Raw genomic sequence first — 18,055 nt, forward strand, 5'->3', positions numbered from 1 at the left:
CATAAACCGTCTCCCAGTTCGGATTGCAGGCTGCAACCCGCCTGCATGAAGTCGGAATCGCTAGTAATCGCTGGTCAGCATACAGCGGTGAATACGTTCCCGGGCCTTGTACACACCGCCCGTCACACCACGGAAGTCATTCACACCCGAAGCCGGTGGGTTAACCGCAAGGAAACAGCCGTCTAAGGTGGGGGCGATGACTGGGGTGAAGTCGTAACAAGGTAGCCGTATCGGAAGGTGCGGCTGGATCACCTCCTTTCTAAGGATTACATTCCTAGGTCGTTAGCATCTGGTTTTGCATTGTCTAGTTTTGAAGGTACAACACCTTCTAATTGATCTTTGAAAACTACACAGAAGAATGAAATGTATCAATTTCAACCAAGGTAACAATTGGTTTGAACGAACATTTTAGGATTCAAAAGCATAGACATCTGAAACAGATGAACTTAGTTGCTTATTTTAAGTTAAGCTACCAAGGGCATATGGTGGATGCCTAGGCGTTCCGAGTCGATGAAGGACGCGATAAGCTGCGATAAGCTGAGGCGAGCTGCAAGTAAGCTTTGACCCTCAGATTTCCGAATGGGGCAACCCGGTACGAGTCATGTCGTATTACCTACGCTAGGCGTAGGGGACACACCTGGTGAACTGAAACATCTAAGTAGCCAGAGGAAAAGTAATCAAAAGAGATTCCCCCAGTAGCGGCGAGCGAAAAGGGAAGAGCCCAAACCGGGAGACTTCGGTCACCCGGGGTTGAGGACCGGCATAAAAGGAAGAGATTCTAGCTGAAGCTTCTGGGAAGGAGCGGCGCAGAAGGTGAAACCCCCGTAAGCGAAAGAACCTCCAATGGGCCGGTATCCAGAGTACCACGAGACACGTGAAACCTTGTGGGAAGCAGGGTGGACCACCATCCAAGGCAAAATACTACGGAACGACCGATAGCGCATAGTACCGTGAGGGAAAGGTGAAAAGGACCCCGGGAGGGGAGTGAAATAGAACCTGAAACCGTATGTCTACAAGCAGTCGAAGCACTTTATATGTGCGACGGCGTGCCTATTGAAGAATGAACCGGCGAGTTAATCTATGTGGCAAGGTTAAGCGGAAGACGCGGAGCCGAAGCGAAAGCGAGTCTTAACAGGGCGCAAGTCACATGGATTAGACCCGAAACCACAGTGATCTATGCATGGCCAGGTTGAAGCTCAGGTAAAAATGAGTGGAGGACCGAACCCGTGAGTGTTGAAAAACTTTGGGATGAGCTGTGCATAGGGGTGAAATGCCAATCGAACGTGGAGATAGCTGGTTCTCCCCGAAATAGCTTTAGGGCTAGCCTCAGGCGACACATACAGACGGTAGAGCACTGATCGGACGCGGGTCTGTAATGGATACCAACTCCAGTCAAACTGCGAATGGCTGTATGAGAAGAACCTGGGAGTCAGAGTGCGAGTGATAAGACCCGTACTCAAGAGGGAAACAGCCCAGACCGCCGACTAAGGTCCCCAATGCTGTACTAAGTGGAAAAGGATGTAGGACTTCATAAACAACCAGGATGTTGGCTCAGAAGCAGCCACCATTCAAAGAGTGCGTAATAGCTCACTGGTCGAGAGGCCCTGCGCCGAAAATATCCGGGGCTCAAGTACAGAACCGAAGTCGCGGCAGACGCAAGTCTGGGTAGGGGAGCGTTCCAAGGGCGTTGAAGGTTGACCGCAAGGACAGCTGGAGCGCTTGGAAGTGAGAATGCTGGTATGAGTAGCGAAACGGTCAGTGAGAATCTGACCCACCGAAAGCCTAAGGGATCCTGGGCAACGCTCGTCGTCCCAGGGTAAGTCGGGACCTAAGCCGAGGCAGCAAGCATAGGCGATGGACAACAGGCAAAAATTCCTGTACCGCATGGAACCGTTTGAGGATGGAGTGACGCAGCAAGGAGCTTGAGCCGGCGATTGGAAATGCCGGTCGAAGGCGGTAGGCTGGTGAGGAGGCAAATCCCCTCACTGCAAGGCCGAGAACTGATAGATAGGGATTCCTACGGGATGAACAAATTCAAGCGTACTACACTGCCGAGAAAAGCTTCTAACGAGGTGAAATGCGCCCGTACCAAAACCGACACAGGTAGGCGGGGAGAGAATCCTAAGGTGCGCGGGAGAACCCTCCTTAAGGAACTCGGCAAAATGCATCCGTAACTTCGGGAGAAGGATGGCCGGAGTTGGTGAAATCACATAGTGGCGTATGAAACCACATATATATGCTGATGGAGCTGAAGCCGGCGACAGAAGAGAAGCCCAAGCGACTGTTTACCACAAACACAGGTGCCTGCTAAAGAGAAATCTGACGTATAGGTGCTGACACCTGCCCGGTGCTGGAAGGTTAAGAGGAAGGGTCAGGCGCAAGCTGAAGCTCTGAATTGAAGCCCCAGTAAACGGCGGCCGTAACTATAACGGTCCTAAGGTAGCGAAATTCCTTGTCGGGTAAGTTCCGACCCGCACGAAAGGTGTAACGATTTGGGCACTGTCTCAAGGAGGGACCCGGTGAAATTGAAATACCTGTGAAGATGCAGGTTACCCGCGACTGGACAGAAAGACCCCATGGAGCTTTACTGCAGCCTGACATTGATTTTTGGCATGTAACGTACAGGATAGCTGGGAGACGGAGAACCCTGATCGCCAGATTAGGGGGAGTCATTGTTGGGATACCAGCCTTTGCGTGTTAGGAATCTAACTCCGGGATTAACAAAACCGAGGACAGTATCAGGTGGGCAGTTTGACTGGGGCGGTCGCCTCCGAAAGAGTAACGGAGGCGTCCAAAGGTTCCCTCAGCGCGGACAGAAATCGCGCGAAGAGTATAAAGGCAGAAGGGAGCTTGACTGCGAGACATACAGGTCGAGCAGGTACGAAAGTAGGGCTTAGTGATCCGGTGGAATGAGAGTGGAATTGCCATCGCTCAACGGATAAAAGCTACCCTGGGGATAACAGGCTAATCTCTCCCAAGAGTCCATATCGACGGGGAGGTTTGGCACCTCGATGTCGGCTCATCACATCCTGGGGCTGAAGCAGGTCCCAAGGGTTGGGCTGTTCGCCCATTAAAGTGGTACGTGAGCTGGGTTCAGAACGTCGTGAGACAGTTCGGTCCATATCCATCGCGGGCGCAAGATACATGAGGGAGACTGCTCCTAGTACGAGAGGACCGGAGTGGACGGACCGCCGGTGAACCAGTCATGCCGCCAGGTGTGCAGCTGGGCAGCTGCGTCCGGAAGGGATAAACGCTGAAAGCATCTAAGCGTGAAGCCCGTCCCGAGATGAAGTATCTCATAGCATAAGCTAGTAAGACACCTTGAAGAAGACAAGGTTGATAGGGTAGGTGTGGAAGTGCCGTGAGGCATGAAGCTAACTACTACTAATATGTCGAGGGCTTAACTTAATCTAAGATGTTCAACACAAAGTAATTCTTCTGTATAGTTTTGAAAGAGCAATCTTTCAATTGAATATCCAGTGGCGATGCCTAGATGGATCCACCTGTTCCCATTCCGAACACAGTAGTTAAGCATCTAGAGGCCGAAAGTACTTGCCTGGAGACGGGCTGGGAGGATAGGAAGCTGCTGGTTTATATCCGGTGATGATGCCTGAGTGGTCCCACCTGTTCCCATTTCGAACACAGTAGTTAAGCACTCAGAGGCCGAAAGTACTTGCCTGGAGACGGGCTGGGAGGATAGGAAGTTGCCGGTTAAGTGAAAGCACCCTGCGGGGTGCTTTTTTATGTTAGCAAAGGAGGGTTACTTCACCAATGTCAATGTCCGAATCAACCAGATTATGGTTAACTGTCTTTCTCGGCATGATGACCGCCATGGCGCCCCTTTCCACCGATATGTACCTGCCTTCGCTGCCTGTGATGCAGGCGGATTTTGGCATTTCGGCTTCCATGGTGCAGCTGACGCTCACCATGACCATGCTGGGCATGGCTTTGGGGCAGATTTTTGCCGGGCCGGTGAGTGACTACTATGGCCGCAAGAAGCCCCTCATTATCGGCATGGTGGCCTTTACCGCTGCCACCTTTGGCTGCGTGCTGGCGGAGAATATTATGGCTTTCCTTTGCTTCCGCTTTGTCATGGGCTTTGCAGGTGCCAGCGGCATCGTAGTGGCCAAGGCCATCGCCCGTGATGTTTGCGAGGGGCCGGAGCTCACCCGCTTTTTCGCTATGCTGATGATGGTGAACGGGCTGGCTCCCATCATCGCCCCGGTCATCGGCGGGCAGATTCTCCTTTTCACCACCTGGCGGGGTGTGTTCGTCACCCTGGTGGCCATAGGCTTTGTCCTGCTCCTGGCAACCCTGGTCTACAAGGAAACTTTGAGCCCGGAGAAGAGGCTGGCAGGGATAAGGGCTTCCTTTGCCAAATTTCCCCAGCTTTTGAAGAACCGTTACTTCCTGGGACATTGCCTCCTGCAGTGCTTTGTTTTCGGTGGCTTCTTCGCCTACCTCTCAGGTTCCTCCTTCGTGTTTCAGAACATCTTTCAGGTGTCGCCGCAGGTATACAGCCTGATTTTCGGCGGCATCGGGGGGGGGCTTCTGGTGGCGGGAGCCTTGCCTGCCCGCCTGGCGGGACGGGTGCCGGATGAGAAGATGCTGCAGACGGCTATGCTGATATCTTTCTTTGGCTCCGTCCTGCTGTTTGTGGGATTCTGGTTTGAAGTGGGGCTGGCCGTGATTTTGCCCATTCTTTTCTTCACCATTACGCCGCTCTCGGTGCTGGGGGCATCAAGTTTCTCATTGGCTCTCTCCAGGCAGGGCAAGAACGCAGGCACCGCCAGTGCTCTCCTGGGGTTCTCTTCCATGATCCTGGGGGGCTGCATGATGCCACTGGTGGGCATCGCCGGTGAGCATACGGCCATCCCCATGTGCGTGATGATGATAGCGGGGTATGGGCTGGGCTACATTATTTACCTCCTAATGATTGCGCCGGAGCATAGGAAGGATTAGACTGAGCCTGCGTGGAAATTTGAACGCACGGATTTCCAGCAGAAATTCTCTGAGTGGGCAAAGGGATAAGCGATGAATATATCTTGAGAGAATGAAAGCATAAGACAGGCGCCTTATCTTTGGCAGGGGATAAGGCGCCTTTCCTATTTGCCTGTTATCTGAAAATGTAGTAATATTATGACAAGAGAAACTATGATGGAGGGCTTAGCGTGAACAATCAGGAAATCGTGTCGAAACTTTGGAATCTCTGCAATGTGCTCAGGGATGATGGCATCACTTACCATCAGTATGTGACGGAGCTGACCTATATACTCTTTCTCAAGATGGCAAAGGAGACGGGGGCTGAGGACAGGTTTTCCCAGGGCATCACCCTGATAGAGGGGCAGAAGTTCACCAACGGGGAAAAACAAGTGGTGCTGGACTATAGCTGGGACAGGCTCACGGAAAAGTCCGGGCTGGAGCTTTACAAGTATTACAAGGATTTGCTGCGTTTCTTTGGCACCTACTGCACCGGGCGGGTGCGGGAGATTTACCAAGGGGCTGCTACCAATATCGAGGAACCGAAGAATCTGGAGAAAATCATCTCTGCCATCGACAGCCTGGACTGGTTCTCTGCCAGGGAGGAAGGTCTGGGGAATCTTTATGAAGGGCTGCTGGAAAAGAATGCCGGGGAGAAAAAATCCGGGGCCGGGCAGTATTTCACCCCCAGAGTGCTCATTGATGTGATGACCAGGCTCATGAAGCCGCAGCCGGGGGAGCGTTGCAACGACCCTGCCTGCGGCACCTTTGGCTTTATGATTGCCGCCCACAGCTATGTGAGGCGGCACACAGATGATTTCTTTGATCTTGATGCAGATGTGGCAGAGTTTGAGCGGAAAGAGGCTTTCACCGGCTGCGAGCTGGTGCACGAAACCCACCGCCTGGCGCTGATGAATGCCATGCTCCATGATATTGACGGAGAAATCACCCTGGGGGATACCCTGTCCAATCTGGGCAAAGGCATGAAGGGCTACGACCTGGTTTTGACCAACCCGCCCTTTGGCACCAAGAAAGGCGGGGAGCGGGCCACCCGTGACGATTTCACCTGGAGCACCAGCAACAAGCAGCTGAACTTCCTCCAGCATATCTATCGCAGCTTGAAGCTGGACGGCAAGGCCAGAGCTGCCGTGGTGCTGCCGGATAATGTGCTCTTTGCCGATGGCGACGGGGCGCAGATACGCGCCGACCTCATGGACAAATGCGACCTGCACACGGTACTGCGCCTGCCCACAGGCATTTTCTACGCCCAGGGGGTCAAGACCAATGTGCTGTTCTTTACCAGGGGAAAAGAAGCCAAGGGCAACACCAGGGAAGTCTGGTTCTACGACCTCCGCACCAATATGCCCTCCTTCGGCAAGACCAATCCACTGAAGAAGGAGGATTTCCAAAATTTTGAAGCCGCCTACGAAGCAGCTGACCGCAAGGCCGTGACAGATGAGCGCTGGAGCGTCTTTACCAGAGAGGAAATCGAAGCCAAGGGCAACAGCCTCGATTTGGGCCTTATCCGCGACGAGTCCGTGGTAGACTACGAAGACCTACCCGACCCGGCAGAGCGGGGCAGGGAGGACATGGAGCAGCTGGAAGAAGCGCTGGATTTGATCAAGGGCGTGGTGAAAAGGCTGGAAGGACTGCGGAAGAAAGAGGAGGGTGTGCAATGAAAAACTTTTTTACAGAGATAGATGGCATTACCATGACATTTAACAATATTGCTACCACAGAGGACGGCATGGAGTATATCAGGATATACTTTGAGAAGCCTGTGGAGGGTGGCTTCAATTTTTTGGAATCTACCTTGCCTGCCCTTGATGTGGTGGAATCGGAGGGCTTTACAAAGCAGGAGATAAAAGAGCTGTTGGAATATGCCAGCAGGAATGCGTTCATAGTGTGGGAACTGGCACGGGAAGGCGGTGTCGGGGTTGCCTAAGGTTTGTCAATTAGGGAAATATACCATATTTTTTTGGTCCAGAGAAAATGGCGAACCTATTCATGTTCATGTCTGTGAAGGGGTTCCTCATGCGGAGGCGACGAAGATATGGATGAATGGCATGGTAAGCTGGAGTACGCAGACTGCAGACATTACCTCCTGACCTATGGCGACAAGTACATAGAAAGTGAAGAAGTCCTCTACCAGAACGGCACCGGCAGAGTGTCACTGGTGGGCAAAGATACCCTGACCTGGCAGGACGACCAGGAGCACAAAGGAGACGGGCTGCTGTTCGTGCCCTTGAGCTCACCGCTGGGGGGCGGGCTGTGAGGATGAGTTTGATGAGGGGCATGGTGTGATGGATATTAAATTTTCTTTTGATAAGCTCGTAGAAAGCACCCGCAGCATACATAATGCTACTGCAGGATGGGCGAAGAGTGCCGTGAATCAGTCGCTGACTGTACGCAACTGGATGATAGGTTGCTATATTGTGGAATATGAGCAGAATGGAAATGACCGCGCGGAGTATGGGGTAAGACTGTTAGAGAATCTAGCCGAAAGATTGTCTATCAAAGGGCTTGATAGAACCATGCTGAATTTGTGTAGGATGTTCTATTTAAGGTATTCACAACTGGATGAAGCTGTATGGAGTAGAGTAAAAAAAATCAGTAAATCTGGCGAAGCATTTCTTTTGATGCCTGCTGTGATGGATGATGAGAAAAAAGGCGATATTAGAATTTGTGAGACAGTGTCTCACAAATTCAAAACAGAGCCGAATTTTTTGTTGAGTCATCTGTCTTTTAGTCATATTCGAGAGATAATGACCATCGATGATTCGTTTGAAAGATTCTTTTATGAAACGGAATGTATCAAGTGCGGTTGGAGTGTTCGTGAACTTAGAAGACAGATTGCCACCAACCTTTATTTGCGGGCAGGCATCAGCAAAAAGCCGGAGTTGCTGCTATCCCCAGGAACAGGGGATATAACTATCAAAGAGCCATTTGCACTTGAGTTTTTGGGGCTAGAGGCAAAGGAAGCTATAACTGAATCTGATTTGGAAGATGCACTTGTAAGTCATTTGGAAGAATTTCTGATAGAGCTAGGGAAAGGCTTTTGTTTAATTCGTGAAAAAATACTAGGAGGGGTTATTTATGGTTACGATGCGAGCTCAGGCTGTTGATATGATATACAGACTGCCAGATAAAGAAGTTGTTGCTGTGATAAATTTCTTGAATAATATCCTCAATAAAGATAAGTATGACAATGATACGATTGCTGGAAATGAAATGGACTTAGCATTTGAGCGACTGGAAAAATGGCGTGAGTATAACAAAGAATTTTTTGAACCGGATTTTGATTGGAAAAAAGAAGTAAAGGAGGCAAGAAAAGAAAAGGTAAAGAAGATGCGCGGGTGCTTGTCTGAATATGCCAGAACAGATGCTAACGAGGTGAAAGAACGCTTGTACATGGCTCGTTCTTTGCATGGTATAGTACCGCCTGATATTACCCTGGAAGAAGCATGAGAAGAATGGCTGAGGAAAATGAGTGTAGCTGGGGAGGTTTGACATGGCGCGGGCGGTGAGGAAGAAGGAACTGACGGCAGAGGAACGGCTGGCAGCAGCACTGGTGCCGGAGGAGGAGCAGCCTTATAAGGTGCCGGGGAATTGGTGTTGGACATACATTGGAGCTGGATTTGATGTAACATCAAGCAAGCGTGTTCACAAACAAGATTGGTTAAGCGAAGGGATTCCTTTTTACAGAACGAGGGAACTTGTAAAGCTTTCGGAATACGGTTGCGTTGATAATGATTTGTTCATATCCAAGGAACTTTATGAGAAGTTTAAGGAAGAATATGGAATTCCTAAGCTTAATGATTTATTAATAAGTGGCGTTGGAACTATAGGTGTTCCATACATAATTGAGGATGATAAACCATTCTATTTCAAGGATGGAAATGTTGTTTGGTTTAAGAACAAAGGATTGTTTAATTCTAGATATGTATTTTATCTTTACAAGGGTTCGTTCATGAAAAATCAGATTCATAGCATGTCAGCTGGAACGACAGTAGATACATACACGATAGTAAACGCGACAAGAACGAAAGTGCCCCTGCCTCCTCTCCCAGAGCAACAACGCATTGTAACCCTTATCGAATCCCTCTTTGCCGACTTAGACGAGGCGAAGGAGAAACTCACGGCGGTGGTGGAGGGATTTGCCCAGCGAAAGGCGGCAATCTTGCACCAGGCGTTTACGGGGGAGTTGACGGCGAAGTGGAGAGAGGAAAATGGAATAAGCTTTGGAGAGTGGCGAAGTGTTAGAACACAGGATGTTTGTGAGAAGATAGTTTGTGGGAAAACACCAAAGGAATTTATTTCCGAAGTTGGAGAGGTTCCTTTCCTAAAGGTATATAACATTGTAGATGATAAAGTAGACTTTGAGAAGATTCCACAATACATACCTAAAGAGATAAGTGATTCCAAATTAAAATCTTCAGTGTTAAAACCAAAAGATGTTATTATGAATATTGTCGGCCCGCCATTACGTAAAATTGCTATCGTTCCTGATACTTATGCTGAGTGGAATATGAATCAGGCAATTGTTAGATTTAGACCGAGGGAAGGATTGTATTATCGGTACCTATATTATGCTTTAATTAATCCAGAAACTTTAGATTCTATTATTAGAGAAACTAGAGGAGTGGTAGGTCAAGCTAATATATCTGTTACGCAGTCAAGAAATCTAATTATAAAGATTCCTTCACTATCAGAGCAACGCGAAATTGTTCGTATCCTTGACGACCTCTTCGAGCAGGAACAGCAGGCTCAGTCTGCTGTGGAAACTGTCCTTGCTGACATCGACACCCTGAAAAAATCTATCCTCGCCCGCGCCTTCCGTGGGGAACTCTCCACCAACAACCCCCAGGAGGAAAATGCGGTGGAGATGTTGAAAGAAGTATTGTGAGATTTAGGAGGCGAGAACTAAGCATGGCAGCATATAGAACAAAAGCATGGGAAGATTTGACCATAGCCGATGATTATATGTTCAAACTTGTCATGAAACATGAGCGCTTTTGCAAACGGCTAATCGAGAAAATACTAAAAATAAAAATTCGCCACATCGACTATCTTGACGATGAGAAATCACTAAAATTTCGCTATGCAGGCAAAGGCGTCAGACTTGATGTTTATGTTGAAGATGATGCAAATACAGTCTATGATATTGAAATGCAGGTACGCGACTATGGAGATAAGGAACTGACCCACCGCACCAGATACTACCAGTCAATGATTGATGTAGATGCCTTGACCGCTGGTTCGGATTACAAGGAACTAAAAAATTCATTTGTAATCTTCCTTTGCCCCTTCGGGCTATTTGATGGCAAAAGACATTTATATACCTTTAGGAACGTTTGCATTGAAGATAAGGAACTGGAGTTAATGGACGGAACCTCTAAAGTGTTCCTTTGTTCCGAAGGACAGCTTGATGATGTTTCTACCGATGTGAAAGCATTTCTTGATTACATGAAGGGCCTTCCGTCTGCAGATGACTTTGTCAATGAGATTGATGGATTTATCAAGGAAATCAAGGTTAAAGAGGAAGAAAGGGTGAGTTACATGACCTACGAAATGAAAATGCGTGAAGCTCACGATGATGGTATGGATGAAAGAAGTGTTCAGGTTGCTATCGACATGCTTAATGATAATGAACCAATGGAAAAAATCTTGAAATATTCTCGCTTACCCAAAGAGCGTATCGAAGAATTATCCAAAGAAATAAAAGGGTGAGTTACATGACCTACGAAATGAAAATGCGTGAAGCTCACGATGATGGGATGGAAGAAGGCATAGAAAAAGGTAAAGAAGAAGCTAATGTCAACACTGCTATCAAGATGCTCCGCAAAAACAAGCCTGTTGAAGAAATAGTCGAATTCACGGAGTTGACAAAAGAACGTGTAGAGGAACTGGCTTCGCAAATCAAAGGATGAGTTGCATATGCAGTCGAACTTCTCTTTTTTGCAAGATAAATTCCCCGTCCTGGCCAACTTCGGTGCTATGGCGGAGCGGTATTGCTATAGTGATGCCAACTCCTGCTTGATGAAGCTGGGCATGATAGGGGAAACTATCGTGAACCTTATTTTCTCATATGACAGACTGCCTCTGCCGCGGGATAATCGGGCTGATGAGCGCATCAAAGTGCTGCTGCGGGAGGGGCTTATTACCTCTGACCTCTCCGATGTGCTCCATGCCTTGCGAAAGGCGAGGAACAAGGCTGTCCATGAGAACTATGAATCCGTGGGGGATTGCAGGGCCTTGCTGCCTATGGCTTACAGTCTTTCCGAATGGTTCATGCAGACCTATGGGGATTGGGACTATGAGAGCCGTCCCTATCAGCTGCCCTCGGAGGGGGCTGTCCTGGCTGAGGTGAAGGAAGGGCAGGAGGAAAAAATGCTAGCAGAGGCAGAGCAGGCGGCTGCTGCTGCCCCTGCGGTGGAGCCGGAGAAGCGGCGCAGGCAGGCCCAGAGGGCGGCGGGGCTCCGTCAGCGCACTGAGGCTGAGACTCGCTATCTCATTGACGAGCAGCTGCGGCAGGTGGGCTGGGAGGCAGACACGGAGCGGCTGCGCTACAGCCGTGGCACCCGTCCCCAGAAGGGAAGGAATCTGGCCATTGCCGAATGGCCCACTTCCTCGGCGGTGGGGCAGAAGGGCTTTGCCGACTACGCCCTTTTCGTGGGGGAAAAGCTGGTGGCCATCATCGAAGCCAAGGCCATGTACAAGGACATTCCCTCGGTGCTGGACTACCAGTGCAAGGACTACGCCCGCCATATCCGTAAGGAGGACGCAGAGTACCTGCTGGGAACCTGGGGGAAGAATCAGGTGCCCTTTGTCTTTGCCACCAATGGCAGGGAGTACCTGCCCCAGCTGGACACCAAAAGCGGCATCTGGTTCCTCGACCTGCGGCAGGGCGATAGTGTCCCCAAGGCACAGCGGGGCTGGATGAGTCCTGAGGGACTGATGGAGCTTTTCCAAAAGGATACGGCGGCAGGTGACAGAGGGCTGCGGGAGACTCCCTACGATGTGCTGCAGGACCCCAAGGGGCTGAACCTGCGGCCCTATCAGCTGCAGGCCATCAAGGCTGCGGAAGAAGCGGTGCTCTCCGGGCGGCAGAATATCCTGCTGGCTATGGCCACGGGCACAGGCAAGACACGGACGGTGCTGGGGCTTATCTACCGTTTTTTGAAAACAGGGCGCTTCCGCCGCATTCTCTTCCTGGTGGACAGGAGCGACCTGGGGGATCAAGCCCAGGATGTATTCAAAGAAGTGAAGCTGGAAGAACTCATGACCCTGGACGATATCTACAATATCCAGGGCCTTGAGGAGCGTGACTTGCAGCGGGAGACGCGGCTGCAGGTGGCTACGGTGCAGAGCATGGTGAAGCGGGTGCTCTACCACGGAGAGGAGCGCAGGCCCGCCATCACGGATTTTGACCTCATCATCATCGACGAAGCCCATCGGGGCTATATCCTGGACAGGGAAATGGGAGAAGATGAGCTGCTGTACCGGGACCAGCTGGACTACCAGAGCAAGTACAGGAATGTGGTGGAGTACTTTGACGCTGTCCGCATCGCCCTCACCGCCACCCCTGCCCTGCATACCACGGAGATTTTCGGCGAGCCGGTGTACCAGTACAGCTACCGTGAAGCGGTGATGGATGGCTTCCTAGTAGACCACGATGCTCCCCACCTGCTCACCACGAAGCTGGGCAGCGAGGGCATACACTACTCGGCCGGAGACACCATGGCCCTCTATGACCCGGTGACGGGGGAACTCACCAACAGCCCCGTCCTGGCTGACGAGCTGGACTTCGACATCGAGAAGTTCAACCGCCAGGTCATCACGGAGAATTTCAACCGGGCGGTGCTGAAAGAAATCTCCCGCTACATCGACCCGGAGAACCCGGAGCAGGGCAAGACCCTGATTTACGCGGTGAATGACCAGCATGCCGACCTCATCGTGAAGATTTTGAAGGAAATCTACGGTGCCATGGGGGTGGACAATGACGCCATCATGAAAATCACCGGCAGCGTGGGGGGCGGCAATCGGAAGAAAATCCGGGAGGCCATCAAGCATTTCAAAAACGAGCGCTATCCCAGTATCGTAGTGACGGTGGATCTCCTCACCACAGGCATTGATGTGCCGGAAATCACGGCGCTGGTGTTCTTGCGGCGGGTAAAGTCCCGCATTCTTTACGAGCAGATGCTGGGCAGAGCTACCCGCCTGTGCCTGGCCATAGGCAAGACCCATTTTGAAATCTACGATCCGGTGGGGCTGTACGAATCATTGGAGCCTGTGACCTCCATGAAGCCTGTGGTGGTGAATCCGGCGGTGAGCCTGACAGAGCTCTTGCAGGGCCTTGAGCATATAGAGGAAGAAGCGGCCTTGCGGCGGCAGATCGACCAGATAGCCGCCAGAGTCCAGCGGAAAAACAAGCGGCTTTCAGAAGACACCTGCGCGCATTTCCAAAGCCTCGCCGGGGGCAGGACACCCACTGAGGTACTGGCGGAAATCCGCAGGGCCGCACCCCGGGAGGCCAGGGCAAAGCTTCTTTCTTATGGGGAAGCGCTGGGGCTTTTGGACAAGGCCGCCTACGGCACCCGTCAGCCCCTCATTATCTCCGCCCATGAGGACGAGCTGCTGTCCCACACCAGAGGCTACGGCAGCGGCAGCCGCCCGGAGGACTATCTGGAGGCCTTTGCCGCCTTTATCCGGGAGAACATGGACAAGATCGCCGCCCTGACCCTGGTGTGTACCCGCCCCAGGGAGCTCACCCGTGAGAGCCTGAAAAATCTGCGGCTGGCTCTGGATCGGGCAGGCTTCACAGATACGCAGCTGAACACGGCCCTCACGGAAATGACCAGTGAGGACATAGCCGCCGACATCATCACCCTCATACGCCGCTACGCCATAGGCTCTCACCTGCTGTCCCACGAAGAGCGCATCAAGGGGGCGGTGGCCCGCCTGAAAAAAGCCCACAGCTTCTCCGCCCAGGAGCTTTCCTGGCTGAAACGCATGGAAAAATACCTGCTGGAAGAATCAGTGCTCACAGTGCAGGCCTTCGACGAAGACAGCCGCTTCCGCGCCCAGGGCGGCTTTGCCCGCATAGACAAAATCTTCGCCGGGCAGCTGGAAAAAATCATCGCGGAGCTGAACGAATACCTCTACGACGATGGCGGCAGCGCGGCTTGAGTTTAGCGAGCGCAAGCCAAAGGCGCAGCGGGAGCTTAGATTTCATGTAAGGGCGTGTGGACACCGTTAGGTGTCCGGTAAGTTTACTACCAACATGCTCGATTGTTTTTCCGCTTCTTTTTTGGTTTTTTTCAAGACAACAAATTGGTATATCGCTGCTGAGATTATGGCCAATACGCCTATGGACAGCCAGACTATAGCAAGGAAATCGTCTGCTTCAAGTTCTGCTGCCATATTCGCGACCGGATTAAATATCGTGCATGTGTCGAATAAGGTGTGGATTATCATTGGTATTAGGACGGCCTTTAGGTAGGCTGCTTTATGACTGAGGCCATTTGCTATATTGTATTTGCCGATACCGAGGTTCGTGCCCATGATGATTCCTAGCACCATGTGCATGGCGACCGTGATGAATCTTAAAAGTCCGGCGATGCTTCCACCGTACAGCAGCTCCTCGTGAATCGTGAAGCCGATGCCAACGGCGGCTCCTATAAGGGTATATTCGTATATTCTTTTAGGAGAGAAAAGTTTTATAGACAGGATTATCATGAGGAGTTTTGCTATTTCCTCTGTTAATCCTGCCATAGTGAAGGCTTTGACTGCTGCCCTCAGGGACTGATTTTCTATTTCGTCTAAGCGAAATCCCAATACATTTACAGAGAATAATGCTATGCCGGCTACGAAAAGAAACGATATGATGACAGAAAGGATTCCCAGCCCGATTGGAGCATATTTCTGCTTCTTTGAGAGGCCGTCTGCGTTTCCCCATGTAAGCATCTTCTTGTAGATGGCAACAAGGATAATTGTGGCTAATATTAGCTGTATGATTTCCATATTTATTCTCCTATTTACAAATGAATATCCGTTTTACTAAAAAAGGCCCCACTTAGCCTGTGCTATGAACAGGGCAGTGTCAAAAAATTCCCATATTTATAACACCATTGTTCAAATTTTGCCGTAGGCAAAATCTTCCAATTGGTGTTTCAACGAGGCGGGAGATATTAGCTCACCGCCTGTTAGTAGTTTGCCGCCCCCACTTATAGAAGTGGGGGACATCTTCGTCCGAGTTATATTCTTCATTTTCTTGCTATTTCCTGCAGACTTTATTCATGTTCATGTTTGTGATGGGGAGGCGACGAAGATGTGAATGGCATGTATGGCAAAAAAATTCCCCGTCTGCCTTGTTTGCAGGCGGGGCTTGTGCTATATTGGTGGTGTTGTTTTTAGCACCTGAAGAAAGGAAGTTCCCATGGAATACAAGATGATTGCTCTGGATCTGGATGGCACCCTGAACAATGACGAGAAGGTTATCACCCCCCGCACCCGTGAGGCTCTTATGGCGGTGCAGGAGCAGGGGGTGATCGTGGCGCTGGTGTCCGGGCGGCAGGCACCGGGGCTGCAGCGGGAGGCAGATGCCCTGCATCTGGAGGATTATCATGGCCTGCGGATTTCCTACAACGGGGGCCGCATCCAGGATGCCACTACCGGGCAGATTATCTTTGACAGCGCCATCGACAAGCAGACGGCAGTGGCTTTCCTGCGCCATCTGGAGGAGTGGCCGGAGCTCTCTCCCATCGTGGATGATGGCAAGTACATCTACACCACGGATGCCAGCCGCCATAAAGTCATGGACGAGAGCCGCAACAATAATCTGGGGGTAAGGATAGTGGAAAACATCGCTGAGGCTGTGACCTTTGCCCCTGTGAAAATCCTCACGGCGGCTCCCAACGAGATTTTAGTCCCGCACCTTGAGGATATTCGCCGGGGCTTCGAGGACAAGCTCTCCTTCGTGCAGTCTGCCCCCTGGTTCTACGAAGCCACGGTGAAGGGGGTCAGCAAGTCCAGTTCCCTCCATCAGGCCTGCAGCCGTCTGGGCATTGACCCTTCCGAGGTCATGGCCTTCGGCGATGCCCAGAACGACATGAGCATGCTGGACTTCGCCGGCTACGGCGTGGCTATGGGCAACGCCTGCGAGGAGCTCAAGGCTATGGCAGACGAAATCACCGCCACCAACAACGAGGATGGCATCGCCCTGACGCTGTCCAGGCATTTTGACATTTGAGTTTTTCTGCAATGATGGCTTTCGCCCGGTCAGTTTCCTGCTGGAAACGCTGGCTGAGGAAGCAGAGCCGTGATTCAGTTCTGAAGCCTTTCCCGTGAGGGAGGGGCTTTTTTTATGGAAAAAAATCGTAAAAAATTATAAACACTTTTTCCCCCTTGGGGATATAAAGGACAGAAAGAACAAAAGAGAAGCCGCAAGGCAGGAGAAAAGAAAGGAAGATGAAAAATGGAAAAGGCAATTAAGATGGACACGGTTCTGAACGAGGAGCAGCTGGACATAGTGAACGGCGGCGCAGCACCATTCGCCGCAGGGGCAGTCATCGCAGCATTGACGACAGTAGCCAAGAGCTGGGACAATACGGCCAAGGAGCTCAGGAATCTGGTACACTCCTTCGAGTATGAGAAGATGAGCAACTTCAGCAAGGAAAAGGCCATTGGCAAGATCCTGGCCAACAGCGTAGGCTTCTCGGCAGCCTGCACCGGCTCCATCACCCCGGCTGGGATGGCGGCAATGCAGTTGAAGTACCGCACAGTGGGTGTCTGCGCAACCGTCCGGGAATTCGTGGAAAAGAAATTCTAATCAGGCTGAAAAAGGAAAGGGATGAGAGAAATGAAAGAGTTTGATAAAGTCGCCAGCATGGAAGAGCTGGACCAGGTAGCAGGCGGCAACTACAAGGAATATGTCCAGATATCGGATGCTATCGCCAAGCGTATCTCCCAGATAAACAAATCCGCCTACGATAGCAAGACCGAGCGCCTGAGCAAGGAAGAAACTGCCAGTTGGCTGAGCACCAATCTGAAGATCGGCGTAGACTTCGGCATCAATCTTGGCTTCAGGCCCCTTGATGGATTGGCGAACAATCCGGCAAGATATTACAGCCTGGATGGCGTGAAGACCGGCACGAAGTACACTCACGAAGAAGTGTTGAAGATGATTGCAGGCTGGAAGGCTTGAAGATGAATTCTTGAAAAGGAGCGATAAAAATGAAAGACATGGCAATGACTACGGAGGCACTTGATCAGGTGTCCGGCGGCAAATACTCAGACTATGTGAAGGTAACCGATGCGATTCATAAGCGCATGAAGGAAATCGGAGGCGGGCAGAACTGCATGCGGCTGCCGGAAGATGGCGCAGCTGCCTGGCTGAGAGAGAATTTCAACATTACGGCAGAATTCAACACCACTTGGGGCTTTGACTTCATGAACAGCAAGGCAGTCTACAAGGATGCAAGAGCAGACAAAGCCGGTATCCGCTATACCCAGGATGAAGTTTTGAAGATGATTGCCAACTGGAAGCCGAAAAAGTAAGCATTTGAAATAAGTTTTGCAAAGGAGCGATAAAAATGAAAGACGCAATGGCATTGAAGATGAACAGCAAGCTCGATGATGTGCAGTTGGAAAATGTAGTGGGCGGAGTAAGCGCTGAGGCCATCCTGGATGGAGTGAAGAAGGTCATCGCCATGGGAGCATCGGGATTAGAGTCCATCCAGAAGCTGGTAGACTCGCACGAATACCGCAGGATGAGCAACCTGGGTAAGGAAAGGGCCATTGGCAAGCTGCTGGCGGATAATCCGATCTTCTGCACCACCATCCTGGCCCAGACCACGGCCGCCGGACTGGCAGCCATGCAGATCAAATTCCGCACCGTAGGCGTGACCCGGGGCACAAGGGAATTTATTGAACGCGAAGTAGCATGCAAGTGATGGCAGAGCTGACAACCCCCCTTGGAGTTATCTCCAGGGGGGCTTTTTGGTGTGCTGCAGCCTGGCATAATAAATGATCGTAAAAAAAATTATAAACACTTTTTCTCCATTGGGGATATAAA

General features: G+C 50.9%; 17 protein-coding genes and 4 rRNA genes (1 of these 21 running past the window's edge). 20 read left to right on the top strand and 1 reads right to left on the bottom strand.

Features of this window, described 5'->3' with window-relative positions; all coding sequences use genetic code 11:
* The 15 genes from P159_RS18525 to hsdR form a co-directional block, all read left to right on the top strand.
* Window positions 1-259: ribosomal RNA gene (locus P159_RS18525) — 16S ribosomal RNA — on the top strand; it begins 1,397 nt to the left of the window's first position.
* 203 nt (window positions 260-462) lie between these two features.
* A 23S ribosomal RNA gene (locus P159_RS0106810) occupies window positions 463-3,408 on the top strand.
* Window positions 3,409-3,475: 67 nt separating this feature from the next.
* Window positions 3,476-3,592 (top strand): 5S ribosomal RNA (rrf, locus tag P159_RS0106815).
* A gap of 4 nt (window positions 3,593-3,596) precedes the next feature.
* Window positions 3,597-3,713: ribosomal RNA gene (rrf, locus tag P159_RS0106820) — 5S ribosomal RNA — on the top strand.
* The 16S, 23S and 5S rRNA genes sit together here, the layout of an rRNA operon.
* A 58-nt stretch (window positions 3,714-3,771) precedes the next feature.
* A complete protein-coding gene (locus P159_RS0106825) occupies window positions 3,772-4,962 on the top strand; it encodes a multidrug effflux MFS transporter (RefSeq protein ID WP_029542670.1) in 1,191 nt (396 codons plus the stop codon).
* Between the two features lie 209 nt (window positions 4,963-5,171).
* Complete coding sequence (locus P159_RS0106830) at window positions 5,172-6,659, top strand: N-6 DNA methylase (protein WP_029542671.1); 1,488 nt, start codon at window positions 5,172-5,174, stop codon at window positions 6,657-6,659.
* Window positions 6,656-6,925 (top strand): hypothetical protein, encoded by a 270-nt coding sequence (locus tag P159_RS0106835; RefSeq protein ID WP_029542673.1) that lies wholly within the window; start codon window positions 6,656-6,658, stop codon window positions 6,923-6,925. Before P159_RS0106830 ends, P159_RS0106835 begins: the two co-directional genes overlap by 4 nt.
* Entirely contained in the window at window positions 6,909-7,088 is a 180-nt protein-coding gene (locus tag P159_RS20270; protein ID WP_221174075.1) for a DUF4160 domain-containing protein, read from the top strand. The genes P159_RS0106835 and P159_RS20270 overlap by 17 nt, the downstream gene beginning before the upstream one ends.
* Complete coding sequence (locus P159_RS0106840) at window positions 7,034-7,255, top strand: hypothetical protein (protein WP_029542675.1); 222 nt, start codon at window positions 7,034-7,036, stop codon at window positions 7,253-7,255. Before P159_RS20270 ends, P159_RS0106840 begins: the two co-directional genes overlap by 55 nt.
* Before the next feature lie 28 nt (window positions 7,256-7,283).
* Complete coding sequence (locus P159_RS0106845) at window positions 7,284-8,105, top strand: PDDEXK nuclease domain-containing protein (protein WP_051650205.1); 822 nt, start codon at window positions 7,284-7,286, stop codon at window positions 8,103-8,105.
* Window positions 8,077-8,448 (top strand): hypothetical protein, encoded by a 372-nt coding sequence (locus P159_RS0106850; RefSeq protein WP_029542678.1) that lies wholly within the window; start codon window positions 8,077-8,079, stop codon window positions 8,446-8,448. The genes P159_RS0106845 and P159_RS0106850 overlap by 29 nt, the downstream gene beginning before the upstream one ends.
* A 43-nt stretch (window positions 8,449-8,491) precedes the next feature.
* The gene (locus P159_RS0106855; protein ID WP_029542679.1) at window positions 8,492-9,886 is read left to right on the top strand and encodes a restriction endonuclease subunit S; all 1,395 of its coding nucleotides are present in this window, start codon (window positions 8,492-8,494) and stop codon (window positions 9,884-9,886) included.
* A gap of 23 nt (window positions 9,887-9,909) precedes the next feature.
* Window positions 9,910-10,710 (top strand): Rpn family recombination-promoting nuclease/putative transposase, encoded by an 801-nt coding sequence (locus tag P159_RS0106860; RefSeq protein WP_037377004.1) that lies wholly within the window; start codon window positions 9,910-9,912, stop codon window positions 10,708-10,710.
* A 5-nt stretch (window positions 10,711-10,715) separates the two neighbouring features.
* On the top strand, window positions 10,716-10,910 hold the full coding sequence (locus P159_RS0106865) for a hypothetical protein (RefSeq protein WP_029542683.1): 195 nt from the start codon (window positions 10,716-10,718) through the stop codon (window positions 10,908-10,910).
* A gap of 7 nt (window positions 10,911-10,917) precedes the next feature.
* On the top strand, window positions 10,918-14,169 hold the full coding sequence (gene hsdR / locus P159_RS0106870) for a type I restriction-modification system endonuclease (protein WP_029542684.1): 3,252 nt from the start codon (window positions 10,918-10,920) through the stop codon (window positions 14,167-14,169).
* Window positions 14,170-14,235: 66 nt separating this feature from the next.
* Here hsdR and P159_RS0106875 read toward each other — a convergent pair whose 3' ends face one another.
* A complete protein-coding gene (locus P159_RS0106875; RefSeq protein ID WP_029542686.1) occupies window positions 14,236-15,003 on the bottom strand; it encodes a PrsW family glutamic-type intramembrane protease in 768 nt (255 codons plus the stop codon).
* Window positions 15,004-15,418: 415 nt separating this feature from the next.
* Here P159_RS0106875 and P159_RS0106880 point away from each other — a divergent pair, with 415 nt between their 5' ends.
* The 5 genes from P159_RS0106880 (at window position 15,419) to P159_RS0106905 (ending at window position 17,933) form a co-directional block, all read left to right on the top strand.
* The gene (locus P159_RS0106880) at window positions 15,419-16,231 is read left to right on the top strand and encodes a Cof-type HAD-IIB family hydrolase (RefSeq protein WP_029542688.1); all 813 of its coding nucleotides are present in this window, start codon (window positions 15,419-15,421) and stop codon (window positions 16,229-16,231) included.
* 225 nt (window positions 16,232-16,456) lie between these two features.
* Complete coding sequence (locus P159_RS0106890) at window positions 16,457-16,810, top strand: class IIb bacteriocin, lactobin A/cerein 7B family (protein ID WP_029542690.1); 354 nt, start codon at window positions 16,457-16,459, stop codon at window positions 16,808-16,810.
* 30 nt (window positions 16,811-16,840) lie between these two features.
* Entirely contained in the window at window positions 16,841-17,185 is a 345-nt protein-coding gene (locus P159_RS0106895; protein ID WP_185753654.1) for a hypothetical protein, read from the top strand.
* A gap of 29 nt (window positions 17,186-17,214) precedes the next feature.
* On the top strand, window positions 17,215-17,538 hold the full coding sequence (locus P159_RS0106900) for a hypothetical protein (protein ID WP_029542694.1): 324 nt from the start codon (window positions 17,215-17,217) through the stop codon (window positions 17,536-17,538).
* A 35-nt stretch (window positions 17,539-17,573) separates the two neighbouring features.
* The gene (locus P159_RS0106905) at window positions 17,574-17,933 is read left to right on the top strand and encodes a hypothetical protein (protein ID WP_029542696.1); all 360 of its coding nucleotides are present in this window, start codon (window positions 17,574-17,576) and stop codon (window positions 17,931-17,933) included.
* Window positions 17,934-18,055: the final 122 nt, after the last annotated feature.

Origin of the sequence: Selenomonas sp. AB3002 (genome assembly GCF_000702545.1) — a bacterium.
In the GTDB taxonomy this organism is placed as follows: domain Bacteria; phylum Bacillota; class Negativicutes; order Selenomonadales; family Selenomonadaceae; genus Selenomonas_B; species Selenomonas_B ruminantium_A.